The following is a 12,748-nucleotide window of genomic DNA, read 5'->3' as shown; positions in this document are numbered from 1 at the left end:
ACATCGCCGGTTTCTTGTCTGCCGCCTGTCACTTGATCAGGCTGAGGAACTCGCTGCGGGTCGCCGCATTCTCGCGGAACTCACCCAGCATCACCGAGGTGATCATCGACGAGTTCTGCTTCTCCACACCGCGCATCATCATGCACATGTGCTTGGCCTCGATCACCACGGCGACGCCCAGGGCACCGGTCACTTGCTGGACGGCGTCGGCGATCTGCCGGCTGAGGTTTTCCTGGATCTGCAGGCGACGGGCATACATGTCGACGATGCGCGCCACTTTCGACAGTCCCAGAACCTTGCCGCTGGGAATGTAGGCGACGTGCGCCTTGCCGATAAACGGCAGCAGGTGGTGTTCGCACAGCGAGTAGAGCTCGATGTCCTTGACCAGCACCATTTCGCTGTTGTCGGAGCTGAACAAGGCACCGTTGGTGACCTCTTCCAGGGTTTGGGCATAACCGCGGCAAAGGTACTGCATGGCTTTGGCGGCACGCTTGGGCGTGTCGAGCAGGCCCTCGCGGGAGACGTCCTCGCCCAGTTGGCCGAGGATCGCGGTGTAATTCTGTTCCAGAGACATGAAACTACCTGTGGGATTTTACGCAAAGGGCAAGGGTACGGTGGCGGACACGACGCTGCAAGCGTGATGCAGCGGCTTTATTCGTCACGGCCTTCCATCATGGTGCGTTTGAGCATCACGTAAAGCGCACCGGTGCCGCCGTGTTTGGCCTGGCACGAAGTGAAGCCCAGCACCTGTGGATGTTGGCGCAGCCAGGTGTTGACGTGGCTCTTGATCATCGGGCGCTTGCCGTCCAGGCGCACGGCCTTGCCGTGGGTGACGCGCACGCAGCGGATCTCGAAACGGGTGGCCTCGGCAAGAAACGCCCAAAGGGTTTCCCGGGCCTTTTCTACCGTCATGCCGTGCAGGTCGAGGCTGCCTTCGAAGGGGATCTGGCCGATTTTCAGCTTGCGCATCTGGCTTTCCTGGACCCCGTCGCGGGCCCACATCAGCTCATCTTCCGGTCCTACATCGATGACGAACTGATCGGACAGCCCATCCACCGTAGTGGTTTCGCTGCGCACGGTGGCGGCCTGGCGCAGCTTGGCGATCTGCGCGCGGTCAGCCTTGGGTTTGCCTGTGTCGGCACGATCGTGCTTGATCGGCTTGACGCCGCGGATCTCGTTTTTGAACAGGGAAAAATCGTCGTCTTGCATGTCAGCCTCCGCGAAGGGCGGCTAGTTTACCCAACTCGGTACACCTTCTGGCGCGCAAATCGCGCGCAGATTCGTCAGTCGTGTTTTTTCATCAGGTGTGGCGCCATGTTCAGTGCCAGGGGCTGGCGCATGCGCCGCCGGCAACGCCGCCACAGGCGAACGCCGACATACAGCAGTAACAGGCCAACCGCCAGAATCACCGCCGACCCGGCCGGGCTGGCATTGAGTTCTCCCAGTGCCGGAGCGCGGCCCAGCAGGCTGGCCGCACCTGCCATGGCCAGCAGTACGCCGAATGTCGCCAGCAACGCGGAGAATCCCGCCCCCAGGCGCAATCGCCAGTTCCGCGGGCTTCTGGGCCGCAACCGGCGTGCGTCAAAACCATCGGATATCTTCATTCCGACCTTCCTCAATGGGTATCGGCCCTTCGACCGGGAGTTGACCGGGTGGTTCCTGAGGCTAAGGCAATTGCTGCAAATGCGAGGCGTTTATGGATGAGCGGCCCGCCAGCCGCTCACCAGGGCTGATCAGATCAGGCTTGCGGTCTGGGCGAGGGTGGCGAAGTTGTCGGCCATGATCGCCATTTCGGTCTGCTGAACATGCTCGGCACTGAGGATGCCGCCCTTGTAGGGCAGGTCGCGGGTGGCACAGGCGTCTTCCACCAGGGTGCAGCGGAACCCCAGGTTCTTGGCTGCCCGAACGGTGGTGCTGACACTGGAGTGGCTCATGAAACCGGCCACGATCAGGTCCAGGGAACCGAGGTCTTGCAGGCGTTTTTCCAGTTCGGTGCCATGGAAGGCGCTGGGCAACAGCTTGCCGATGATGGTTTCGTCGCCTTGCGGCTCAAGGCCGGGGATGAACTCGCCGCGCTCGCCCTGGGGGTCGAACAGACCACCGACGGTGCCGAGGTGGCGCACATGCACGATAGGCCGGCCGGCTGCCCGGGCCGCCACCAGCAGTTGACGAATATTGGCTACGGCCGCGTCCATGCCGGACAGGGCCAGGGGACCGCTGAGGTACTCTTTCTGGGCGTCGATGATCACAAGGGTCGCGTGGCTCAAATTGGCCGCGGCGTAACCACGACCGCTGAGTTGAAACATCGTCTTTGGAACGGACATTCTGGGGCTCCTGTGAGTGGGGCTTTTGCGACATTGTCCTCTGGCAGAGCGCTTCTGTGAATCGCTACTAACGTAAGGTGCGCCGTTGTTGGCCTGCAGCCTTGTCAAGAGGGGCAAGGTATTGGCCCTTGAGCGGCAAAACCTGCGCGGCGGACGATTGCCTGCCTGCGGTTTTTCATTCGTCGTCGGCGGGCGTTTTGGCTGGTAGTATTGCCGGTCGTTTTGTCAGGAGTCTGTCCCGTGATCACTTCCCGCCTGCGCACCTTGCGCGACCATATCCGCTGGGCTGTCAGCCGCTTTCATGGGGAGGATCTGTTCTTCGGCCATGGCACCGACAATGCCTGGGACGAGGCCCGCCAACTGGTGCTCGGTGCCTTGCACCTGCCTTGGGAAATTGCCGACAGCTATCTGGATTGCGCTTTGGAAGAGGACGAACTGGCCCACCTGCAGCACCTGCTCAAGCGCCGTATCGAAGAGCGGGTGCCCACCGCCTACCTGTTGGGCGAGGCCTGGTTCTGCGGCATGTCGTTCATCGTCGATGAGCGGGTGCTGATTCCCCGTTCCCCTATCGGCGAACTGATTGAAAAACGCTTTGAACCCTGGCTGGGCAACGAGCCGGCGCGGATTCTCGACCTGTGCACCGGCTCCGGTTGCATCGGTATCGCCTGCGCCTACGAATTCCGCGACGCCGAAGTGGTGCTGGCGGACCTGTCCTTCGAAGCGCTGGAAGTGGCCAATCAGAACATCGAGCGGCACGGCGTCGACGAGCGAGTGTTTACCGTTCAGGGCGATGGCTTCGATGGCTTGCCGGGGCAGCGCTTCGACTTGATCGTGTCCAACCCACCCTATGTCGATGCCGAAGACTTTGCCGACATGCCGGACGAGTACCAGCATGAACCCGAGCTGGGCCTGGCTTGTGGCGACGATGGCCTGAACCTGGTGCGCCGCATGCTCGCCGAAGCAGCCGATCATCTGACCGAGAAGGGACTGCTGATCGTCGAAGTGGGCAACAGCCAGGTTCACGTCGAGGCACTTTATCCGGAAGTGGATTTTGCCTGGCTCGACTTCGAGCGCGGTGGTCATGGCGTGTTCATGCTCACGGCAGAGCAGTGCCGCGAGCATCAGGCGCTGTTTGCTTCTCGCGTTTGAGTGATGGGCCGGCCCGCGTGATGCGGGCCTTGAGCCGTCAGCAGTATGCGACTCAGCGGTGCGTCGCAATCCAGATCAGCAGCCCCGCCTGGAATACCGCGAAGGCCACCAGGCAGGTGATGGTGAAGCGCAGGCCGGTGTCTTCACGTTTGTACTTGGTGACTTTCTCTTCCTGCTTGCGCAGATTGACTTCCAGCTCTTCCAGGTTCTGTTCGGCCTGCTGGAGCATCTGCGCCGCTTCCAGTATTTCCACGAACTGCAGCTTCTCGGTGTTCCACTGGCTCAGCAGCTCGCCTGCCTGGACATCCTTGACGCTGCCCTTGAGGTGTTGGGCGTCGGCATACACCACGTCGAAACCCTGGGTGCGCAACACATGATCGCGACGCAGGCGAGTGTCTTCGTTGAGGGCCTCCTTGTTGCCGAGGTCGAAGCCGTCCACGCGGTAATGCGGCCACTTCTTTTGCGCCCACTGCGCGGCCTGGGCTAGCAGGAAGCGCCCGATGCCGCGGTTCAGCGGTTCGATCTGCAGCCCACCCTCGGGCTCGAAGTACACCCGGCGGGTCTCGTGCTCCACCCAGACATCCAGGTGATTCTGTTCCTTGCGCACCCGCTGACCGGGCAGGCGGATCGTCATGCGCAGCAGGCTGTGCTCTTTGTTGTTGCGTTCGGCATAACCGAACTCGACAAAGCGCAAAGGCCGCACGCCGGTGGCGCGATCGGTCTTCAGGGGCGCCAGGCGCAGCATCTTGTGATGTTCGGCCTGAACGTCCGCCCACGGCAACGGCGGCGCTTCCGGGGCGACGGCTTCCTGCTCGGAGGCGGGTGAATTCGGGGTATCAGTCATAAGGGCAAGTCCTGTCCAATCGCTGCGCGCCGACAGCAATTGAACGGCCGGCAAAGACTTATCGGCCGTTTTTTTCAGGACTGGAGGGTAAAAACAGCCTAACGGGTGTGAAGTCCGTCAATAAAACTGATGATCGACCGGCCCAGTTCTGCCGCCAGGGGCAGTTGCGGGTCCCTGTAGGACGCCAGTTGGCGCTTGAGATCGTTGGGCACGATACGCATGACGTGGTTCATGCCGTCGATCAGGGTCAGTTGGGCGTCGGGTTTCGCCGCCTTGAGCACCCGGGCGTCGTCGACGCTGACCTGGATGTCGTTGCTGCCCTGAATGATCAGCGCCGGCATTTTCAGGCGAGCGAAGGCGGCGGCCGGGTCTTCGCGAAACAGGGTGATCAGATAGGGCTGTACGCTGGGGCGGAAGATCACTTGCAGGGCCGGCGGCACATCGCTGTCCACCTGGCCGGCCTTGAGGCTGTCCAGCAGTTCATTGCTGCGCACCATCAGTGCGGGTGGCAGGCGATAACTCAATTGCTGGCGCAGGACCTGATCCACGGGCCGGGCGGTGCCGGAGATGGATATCACCCCCGCGGCATCCAGTTGCGGTGCGGCGAGGCTGGCGATCAGCGCCCCCTCGCTGTGGCCCAGCACAATCAGTTGGCCCAGGCGCGGGTCGGCCTTGAGCTTCTTGCCCCAGGCCACGGCGTCGGCCACGTAGGCATCGAGCGTCAGGTTGCGTTCGTCCGGGGTCGCCGCGAGACTGGCCGCCACGCCGCGCTTGTCGTAGCGCGCGCTGGCAATGTTGTGCTTGGCCAGGACCCAGGCCAGGCGCTTGAGGCTGTCGTTGCGTCCACCGTCGGGATTGTTGCCGTCGCGGTCGGTGGGGCCCGAGCCGGAAATGATCAGCACCACCGGCACGGGTTGCTCGGACTTGGGCAGCAGCAATGAGCCATACAGCTCGCCGTGGCCGGTGTCCAGGCTGACGGGGCGTTGCAGGACGGTCGCCTGGACCAGGCCGGTGAACAGGGAAAGGCTCAAGAGAAGGGCTCGCAGCATCATCACGCCATCATGGATAAGGTGCCAGTTGGACTCAGGCAGCGGCAGAAGGTTCGAGGATGAACTAGTTGGGTAGCCTGCGTATACTTGCGCCCTTCAGTAATCCTGATTGAGTTATTTCGGCTGATTTCACGGAGCTCCCCGCATGTCCGGCAATACCTACGGCAAGCTGTTCACTGTCACCACCGCGGGCGAAAGCCATGGCCCGGCGTTGGTCGCCATTGTCGACGGCTGCCCGCCGGGTCTTGAGCTGTCCCTGGAGGATCTGCAGCGTGATCTGGACCGGCGCAAGCCCGGCACCAGTCGGCACACCACCCAGCGCAAGGAGCCCGACGAGGTCGAGATCCTTTCCGGAGTGTTCGAGGGCAAGACCACGGGCTGCGCCATTGGCCTGCTGATCCGCAACACCGACCAGAAGTCCAAGGACTATTCGGCGATCAAGGATCTGTTCCGTCCGGCTCACGCCGACTACACCTACCACCACAAGTACGGCATTCGCGACTACCGTGGCGGCGGTCGCAGCTCGGCGCGGGAAACCGCCATGCGCGTGGCGGCCGGAGCCATTGCCAAGAAATACCTGGCCACTCAGGGCATCGTGATCCGCGGCTACATGAGCCAGCTGGGGCCGATCGAGATTCCCTTCAAGACCTGGGATTCGGTGCAGGACAACGCCTTCTTCAGTCCCGATCCGGACAAGGTTCCGGAGCTTGAAGCCTACATGGACCAGTTGCGTCGAGATCAGGATTCGGTGGGAGCCAAGATCACCGTGGTGGCCGAAGGCGTGATGCCGGGCCTGGGCGAGCCGATCTTCGATCGTCTGGATGCCGAGCTGGCCCATGCGTTGATGAGCATCAATGCGGTCAAGGGCGTGGAAATCGGCGCCGGTTTCGCCTGCGTCGCCCAGCGCGGGACCGAGCACCGCGATGAACTGACCCCGCAAGGGTTCCTCAGCAATAACGCCGGCGGCATTCTGGGGGGCATTTCCTCGGGGCAACCGATCATCGCCCATCTGGCTCTCAAGCCGACGTCCAGCATCACCACGCCCGGGCGCTCGATCGACATCGATGGCAATCCGCTGGACGTGATCACCAAAGGCCGCCATGACCCCTGTGTGGGCATTCGCGCCACGCCGATCGCTGAAGCGATGATGGCCATCGTGCTGATGGATCACCTGCTGCGTCACCGCGGCCAGAATGCCGACGTGCGCGTCAGCACGCCGGTACTGGGTCAGCTGTAATGGCGGTTCTGCCAGTCGCCACGGCCTGATGGCCGGGGCGGCGCTGCCGTACTGGCGGCTTTCCAGTTTCTACCTGTTCTACTTCGCCCTGCTGGGGTCGACCGCGCCGTTCCTGGCGTTGTATTTCGATCATTTGGGTTTTTCCAGCGCGCGGATTGGCGAGCTGGTGGCCATTCCCATGCTCATGCGTTGCGTGGCGCCCAACCTGTGGGGCTGGCTCGGTGATTACACCGGCCGGCGCCTGGCAATCGTGCGTTTTGGCGCGTTCTGTACCCTGGTCTGTTTCTCCCTGATCTTCGTCAGCAAGAGCTACGCCTGGCTGGCGATGGTCATGGCGCTGCATGCCTTTTTCTGGCATGCGGTCCTGCCACAGTTCGAGGTGATTACCCTGGCGCATCTGCAAGGGCAGGCCTCTCGCTACAGCCAGATCCGTCTCTGGGGCTCCATCGGTTTCATCCTTACGGTGGTCGCGATGGGCCGCCTGTTCGAGTGGCTGAGCCTGGATATCTATCCCGTGGCGCTGGTGATGATCATGGCGGGGATCGTGTTCAGCAGCCTGTGGGTGCCCAATGCCCGCCCCGTGGTCCAGGGGCCGCGTCTGGCCGGGGACGGCTTTCTCCAGCAGTTGCGCGGTCCCGGTGTGCTGGCGTTCTACCTGTGCGTGGCGCTGATGCAGATGAGCCACGGGCCGTATTACACCTTCCTGACTCTGCACCTGGAACGCCTGGGCTATACCCGCGGCCTGATCGGCATGCTCTGGGCCCTGGGAGTGGTGGCCGAGGTGCTGATGTTCCTGGCCATGAGCCGGATTCTCGCGCGGTTTTCCGTGCGTCGGGTGCTGTTGGCGAGTTTTCTGTTGGCGGCGCTGCGCTGGTTGCTGCTGGGCAGTCTGGCGGAGTATCTCGGGGTGCTGTTGTTGGCGCAGGTGCTGCACGCGGCCACCTTCGGCAGTTTTCACGCCGCGGCCATTCATTTTGTCCAACGCAGTTTCGGTGCGCGCCAGCAAGGTCAGGGGCAGGCGTTGTACGCCGCCCTGGCCGGAACCGGTGGTGCGCTGGGGGCCTTGTATGCCGGCTACAGCTGGAACGTCCTGGGCGCCACATTGACCTTTAGTATTGCCAGCGTCGCCGCCATGGCCGCAGCCGTTATCATTGCCACCCGCATGCAAGAGGAGTTGCCGTCATGAGCAGCCTGTCCGTCTACCACGTATCCAGCCCGGACCTGCCGAACAAGGTTCTGACCCATTTCGACGATATCGCGGCGACCCTGGCCGAGCAGGGCATTCGCTTCGAGCGCTGGCCCGCCACCACCCGCATTGTGCCGGGCGCCAGCCAGCAAGAGGTGATCGATGCCTATCGCGAGCAGATCGACCGGTTGATGACCGAGCAGGGGTATCTCAGCGTCGACGTGATCAGCCTCAACCGCGACCACCCACAGAAAGCCGAGCTGCGCGCCAGCTTTCTCGACGAACATCGTCATGGCGAGGATGAAGTGCGATTTTTCGTGGCCGGACGCGGTCTGTTTTCGCTGCACATCGACGACTACGTCTATGCCGTGCTCTGCGAAAGAAATGACCTGATCTCGCTGCCTGCGGGCACTGCGCATTGGTTCGATATGGGCGAGGAGCCGAATCTGGTGGCCATCCGCCTATTCAATAACCCGCAAGGCTGGGTTGCCAATCCGACCGGCGATCCCATCGCCAGCCAGTTCCCGCGGCTGGACGACTAGGCGCGGGGAACAACGACCACAGGCCGGCCCACGCAACGTGGGCCGGCCAGTCGAACCATGGCAGCAGGCTTACGCGCTGTGGTAGGTCGGCAGGGCGAAGCGGTTCTGGCTTTGCAGCATGGAAATCTGAGGCAGCTCACTGGCCTGTTCGGCCAGATCTCGACGAATCGCGCTGATGACCCAGGACAGTTGGTCGGCGGCATGCAGCTGCGCGTAGGAAATCGAACGCTTGAACTGTTTGCCTTCGCTGTTGCGCAGGGTCAGCAGGATGCCGCCGTCGGGACGAGGCTGGGTGGTGACTTCGAAGTTGGAGAACAGGGAGGAGAATTTTTCTTGGATCAGGCTCATGTCTATCAGCTCCGTTAGCTCTTGAAGGGCAAGCGTGAACGGATAGGTGCAGCGATTGTGCCAGTATTGATATTTTAAAAAATCCTTTCAAATCAATAAGTTATATTTTTAATTGAAATCCTGATTCGTGCAAATTGCATGAAAGGCCATCGTGCATCCTGCATTTTGCAGGTTGGTGGCGGGGCAGGGCGGGCGTAGGTACAGAGGTGTGACCACAGGCTGCGGCGGAAAATTCAATCGCTGATGCAAGGTTTCAGGCCTCTGCCGAATCCCGCCGCAGAGATACAAAAGTTTGCAAAAACCCCGTGTACAGTCTCGCGACGGCTGACGTATTTTCCAGCCAGTCACGCCGTTTCAAGTCGGCCTTGGCACCTTGCCGAAGACCGTTGAGAGGCGTTTCTGCGACATGGAATGGTGGGGCGCGATCTTGGCGATCCAGCCCGCCAGATAATAAAAATACCAGGACGCCCTCCATGAACGGTCCCACCGCATCGATGCCGGTGCTGTCAGCAGCGCCGCGCTTGTCCTTTCTCTGTCCCGCCCCGGGAGCCATCCACCGTCCCTGCTTGCCCGTTGCCGACACCCGGGGCGCGGCGCCCGGTTGAGCCCTGTTCCGGCCCTTGTCACGCCCGACCCGTCTGGTCGGGGCACAGACTGTTGTCTTCGAACCGGAGCACGCATGAACAAGCACAAGAGCGACATGATCACCTGGGGCATGATGCTGCGTAAGCTGCCTTCCATTGCCAGGGCGCTGCCGCGGGTGGTGCGTGGCGTCAGGGCGGGAAATATCGACAAGCCTGATCAGGCCTGTGGCCTGGGCTGGAGCTTCGAGCAGGCGACCCGGCGCAATCCCGATGGGCCGGCCTTGTTGTATGGCGATCGGATCCTCAGCTATTCCCAGGTCAATCAGTGGGCCAACCGTATCGCCGCCTACCTGCAGGATCGAGGCATCGGCAAGGGCGATGTGCTGGCAATCTTCATCGAGAACCGCCCGGAACTGCTGGTCACGGTGCTGGCGGTGGCCAAGCTTGGGGGGATCTGCGCGATGCTCAACACGGCCCAGACCCACAGCGTGCTGGCGCATAGCCTGGAGTTGGTGAGGCCGGCGGGGATCATGCTGGGCGGTGAGTTGCTGGCGGCCTACGGGGCGGTGCGCGAGCAGGTGGGGATCGACCCGCAGTGCACCTGGTTCGTGGCCGATCAGGACACCTTCGCCGATCCGGGCACTGCCCCGGACGGGATGCTCAACCTGATGGGCGAGAGTGCCGGTTATCCCGCCGACAATCTGCAGCAGACTCAGCAGATCTTCTTCAATGACCCCTGCTTCTATATCTATACCTCCGGCACTACGGGCCTGCCCAAGGCGGGGATCTTCAAGCATGGGCGCTGGATGCGCACATCCGCCGGTTTCGGCACCATCGCCCTGGATATGCAACCCGACGACGTGGTGTATTGCACCTTGCCGCTGTATCACGCCACCGGATTGTGCGTGTGCTGGGGCTCGGCCATCACCGGGGCGTCGGGATTCGCCATTCGCCGCAAGTTCAGCGCCAGTCAGTTCTGGGACGATGCGCGTCGCTACAAGGCGACGACCCTGGGCTATGTCGGTGAGCTGTGTCGCTACCTGATCGATCAGCCAGGCAGTGCGCAGGACACCGAGCATGGTGTGTTGAAGATGATCGGCAACGGCCTGCGGCCGGGAGTCTGGAGCGAGTTCAAGCAGCGTTTTGGCGTCGGTCATGTCTGTGAGCTGTACGCGGCCAGCGACGGCAATATCGGCTTCAGCAATATCCTCAACTTCGACAACACGGTGGGGTTTTCCCTGATTCCCTGGGCGTTGGTGGAATATGCCCACGACACCGGGGCACCATTGCGCAACAGCCAGGGCTTCATGCAGAAGGTGGCCAAGGGCGGCCAGGGCCTGCTGTTGGCGAAGATCGACGACAAGGCGCCGCTGGATGGCTACACCGATCCGGAAAAGAACCTCAAGGTGATCCTCAAGGATGTGTTCGAGAAGGGCGATTGCTACTTCAACACCGGTGACTTGCTGCGCGACATCGGGTTTGGCCATGTGCAGTTCGTCGATCGGCTGGGGGACACCTATCGCTGGAAGGGCGAGAACGTTTCCACCACCGAGGTGGAGAACATTCTCCTGGGGCATCCGCAGATTGCCGAAGTGGTGGCCTATGGCGTTGAAATCCATAACACCAACGGCCGGGCGGGGATGGTGGCGATCACGCCCGCGGAGTCCCTGGCGACCCTGGATTTCGGCGAATTGTTGCAATTTGCCCGGCAGCAGATGCCGGCGTATGCCGTGCCGCTGTTTCTGCGGATCAAGGTGAAGATGGACACCACCGGCACGTTCAAATATCAGAAAAGCCGCCTCAAGGAGCAGGCATTCGACCTGGAGCAGGTGGCCGATGATCCGATCTATGCCTGGTTGCCGGGGTCGGACACTTACGTGCGGCTGACCCCGCCGATTCTGGCGGACATTCAGGCCGGACGCCTGCGTTATTGATTGTGTCTATGGCGCTTCTTGGGAAAAAAGGGATGACAGGCCGCGGCCGGCTTGGGGACACTAGCGCCTTTCCGATTTGCCGAACCTGGAGTTTCCGATGACCGACAAAAGCCGCCAGATGACTGAAGAAGAGGCCGCCCAGTTTGTCGAACAGGTATTCAACGTGGCCCGTCAGGGTGACGCACAGATGCTCGACAAGCTGGCGGCCAGTGGCCTGCCGGTCAACCTGCGCAACCACAAGGGCGACACCTTGCTGATGCTGGCCGCCTATCACGGGCATGTCGACGCCGTGCAGGTGCTGCTCAAGCACAACGCCGATCCCGAGATTCGCAACGACAATGGCCAGAGCCCGATAGCCGGCGCTGCCTTCAAGGGCGACCTGGCGATGGTCAAGGCCTTGGTGGAGGGCGGCGCGCAAGTGGAAGGTTCGTCCTTTGACGGGCGTACCGCGCTGATGATGGCGGCGATGTTCAACCGCTGCGAAATCGTCACCTACCTGATCAGCCAGGGCGCCGATCCCAAGGCGCGTGACAGCAATGGTGTCAGTGCCCTGGAAGCCGCCAGGACCATGGGCGCGGTGGACACCGCCGCACAGCTGGAAAAACTCCTGGCCTGAGCCGTCTAGGCCCGAGGGGCGAGGGCGCCGGGTGCGCCTCACAGGCGTAGGTCTGGCCGCGCACTTTAGGCTATCCTTCGCGCCCTCGAATTTCCTTGCCTGCAGGATGTGCCCATGAAAACCGCCCTTATCGAACTCATCAGCAAAATCAGCTCCGGGTGCATGGGCGACGCCGAGATCCAGCAGATCGCCGACGAAGCGGCCCAGGCCTACGCCGATCCCCAGGCGTTCCTGGCGGCCAACCCGGACATCAACTATGACGACAGCTTCCCCATTCCCCTGGGCGAGTGGGTGGTGGTCGGCAGCTTGCCCGATACCGTGCTGTTTCAGGCCGACACTTATGTCGATCTGTTTGCACAGATCGTCGCTTCCTTCGGCAAGGACGTGCCTTTCAACATCAAGCCCAAGCAGCTGGCGAAGATCGAAGCCCTGACGGCCTTGAACCGCATCCAGATCCAGATGGGCAGCATGAACCCGGAAAACGGCGGCTATGTGCTGATGAATTTCAGCCAGTTGCTCGATGACGAGCTGCAGATGGTGCTGGTCTACGGCCATGACCTGCCGCGAGTGCTTGAGCTGTGTGCCGAGGTCGGGATCGCCGCGGCGCCGGCCCTGGAAGCGCTGAAGATTGCCGTGCACGTCTGAGCGGGTCTCCGTGCAATACAGGGGAACCCCGAAGGTGGGCGGCTATCCTAAGGAGGCACACCATCATTTGGGAGCGACACCATGGGTTCCACCTTCAATGGCCTGATTGGCCTGATCATTCTGGCCCTGGATATCTGGGCCATCATCAACGTGCTGAAAAGTGGCGCCGAAACCGGGATGAAGATCCTGTGGGTGCTGTTGATCATCTTCCTGCCGGTTTTGGGGTTGATCATCTGGGCCATTGCCGGGCCGCGAGGCAATGTGCGGCTCTGACCCGTGAAGGTTGCAAG

Annotated in this window: 15 protein-coding genes; 8 read left to right on the top strand and 7 right to left on the bottom strand. The window is 62.0% G+C overall.

Translation table 11 applies throughout. The features are described 5' to 3' along the window. Positions 1–28: 28 nt before the first annotated feature. The 4 genes from folE to POS17_RS21820 all read right to left on the bottom strand — a co-directional run bounded on the left by folE (position 29) and on the right by POS17_RS21820 (position 2,324). On the bottom strand, positions 29–574 hold the full coding sequence (gene folE, locus POS17_RS21835; protein WP_011062625.1) for a GTP cyclohydrolase I FolE: 546 nt from the start codon (positions 572–574) through the stop codon (positions 29–31). A 77-nt stretch (positions 575–651) separates the two neighbouring features. Beyond that, positions 652–1,209, bottom strand: a complete 558-nt coding sequence (locus tag POS17_RS21830) for a Smr/MutS family protein (protein WP_060840489.1) — start codon at positions 1,207–1,209, stop codon at positions 652–654. 74 nt (positions 1,210–1,283) lie between these two features. Then, positions 1,284–1,604, bottom strand: coding sequence for a hypothetical protein (locus POS17_RS21825; protein WP_060840488.1), 321 nt, complete (start codon positions 1,602–1,604; stop codon positions 1,284–1,286). Positions 1,605–1,733: 129 nt separating this feature from the next. Then, positions 1,734–2,324 (bottom strand): cysteine hydrolase family protein, encoded by a 591-nt coding sequence (locus POS17_RS21820; RefSeq protein ID WP_060840487.1) that lies wholly within the window; start codon positions 2,322–2,324, stop codon positions 1,734–1,736. A gap of 240 nt (positions 2,325–2,564) precedes the next feature. On the opposite strand from POS17_RS21820, the gene prmB reads away from it, so the two are divergent. Beyond that, positions 2,565–3,473, top strand: coding sequence for a 50S ribosomal protein L3 N(5)-glutamine methyltransferase (gene prmB, locus POS17_RS21815; RefSeq protein ID WP_016962780.1), 909 nt, complete (start codon positions 2,565–2,567; stop codon positions 3,471–3,473). A 52-nt stretch (positions 3,474–3,525) separates the two neighbouring features. Here prmB and POS17_RS21810 read toward each other — a convergent pair whose 3' ends face one another. Then, positions 3,526–4,317 (bottom strand): hypothetical protein, encoded by a 792-nt coding sequence (locus POS17_RS21810; protein WP_060840486.1) that lies wholly within the window; start codon positions 4,315–4,317, stop codon positions 3,526–3,528. Between the two features lie 98 nt (positions 4,318–4,415). Then, entirely contained in the window at positions 4,416–5,369 is a 954-nt protein-coding gene (locus POS17_RS21805; protein ID WP_060840485.1) for an alpha/beta hydrolase, read from the bottom strand. Positions 5,370–5,511: 142 nt separating this feature from the next. Between POS17_RS21805 and aroC the strand changes: the two genes are divergently transcribed. Genes aroC through POS17_RS21790 form a run of 3 tightly spaced genes read left to right on the top strand, consistent with a single transcriptional unit; the run spans position 5,512 to position 8,331 of the window. Beyond that, a complete protein-coding gene (gene aroC / locus POS17_RS21800; protein WP_060840484.1) occupies positions 5,512–6,603 on the top strand; it encodes a chorismate synthase in 1,092 nt (363 codons plus the stop codon). A gap of 28 nt (positions 6,604–6,631) precedes the next feature. Next, positions 6,632–7,789, top strand: a complete 1,158-nt coding sequence (locus POS17_RS21795) for an MFS transporter (RefSeq protein ID WP_060840483.1) — start codon at positions 6,632–6,634, stop codon at positions 7,787–7,789. Continuing rightward, positions 7,786–8,331: a 1,2-dihydroxy-3-keto-5-methylthiopentene dioxygenase gene (locus POS17_RS21790; RefSeq protein WP_060840482.1), complete on the top strand. Its 546-nt coding sequence runs from the start codon at positions 7,786–7,788 to the stop codon at positions 8,329–8,331. Before POS17_RS21795 ends, POS17_RS21790 begins: the two co-directional genes overlap by 4 nt. Positions 8,332–8,400: 69 nt before the next feature. On the opposite strand, the gene POS17_RS21785 is transcribed toward POS17_RS21790, so the two are convergent. Then, entirely contained in the window at positions 8,401–8,679 is a 279-nt protein-coding gene (locus tag POS17_RS21785; RefSeq protein ID WP_019093389.1) for a DUF3509 domain-containing protein, read from the bottom strand. Positions 8,680–9,358: 679 nt separating this feature from the next. On the opposite strand from POS17_RS21785, the gene POS17_RS21775 reads away from it, so the two are divergent. The 4 genes from POS17_RS21775 (at position 9,359) to POS17_RS21760 (ending at position 12,731) form a co-directional block, all read left to right on the top strand. Beyond that, positions 9,359–11,197 carry a long-chain-acyl-CoA synthetase gene (locus POS17_RS21775; RefSeq protein WP_060840480.1) on the top strand — a complete coding sequence of 613 codons (1,839 nt, stop codon included), beginning with the start codon at positions 9,359–9,361 and terminating at the stop codon, positions 11,195–11,197. 97 nt (positions 11,198–11,294) lie between these two features. Beyond that, positions 11,295–11,813 (top strand): ankyrin repeat domain-containing protein, encoded by a 519-nt coding sequence (locus POS17_RS21770; RefSeq protein ID WP_060840479.1) that lies wholly within the window; start codon positions 11,295–11,297, stop codon positions 11,811–11,813. Between the two features lie 114 nt (positions 11,814–11,927). Further along, positions 11,928–12,458, top strand: a complete 531-nt coding sequence (locus tag POS17_RS21765; RefSeq protein ID WP_060840478.1) for a hypothetical protein — start codon at positions 11,928–11,930, stop codon at positions 12,456–12,458. 81 nt (positions 12,459–12,539) lie between these two features. Then, entirely contained in the window at positions 12,540–12,731 is a 192-nt protein-coding gene (locus POS17_RS21760; RefSeq protein WP_060840477.1) for a PLDc N-terminal domain-containing protein, read from the top strand. Positions 12,732–12,748 lie beyond the last annotated feature (17 nt).

The sequence above is a fragment of the Pseudomonas sp. Os17 genome, assembly GCF_001547895.1.
Lineage (GTDB): Bacteria > Pseudomonadota > Gammaproteobacteria > Pseudomonadales > Pseudomonadaceae > Aquipseudomonas.
Note: the sequence above shows the minus strand (reverse complement) of the source record. Positions and strands in the feature narration are given on the sequence as shown.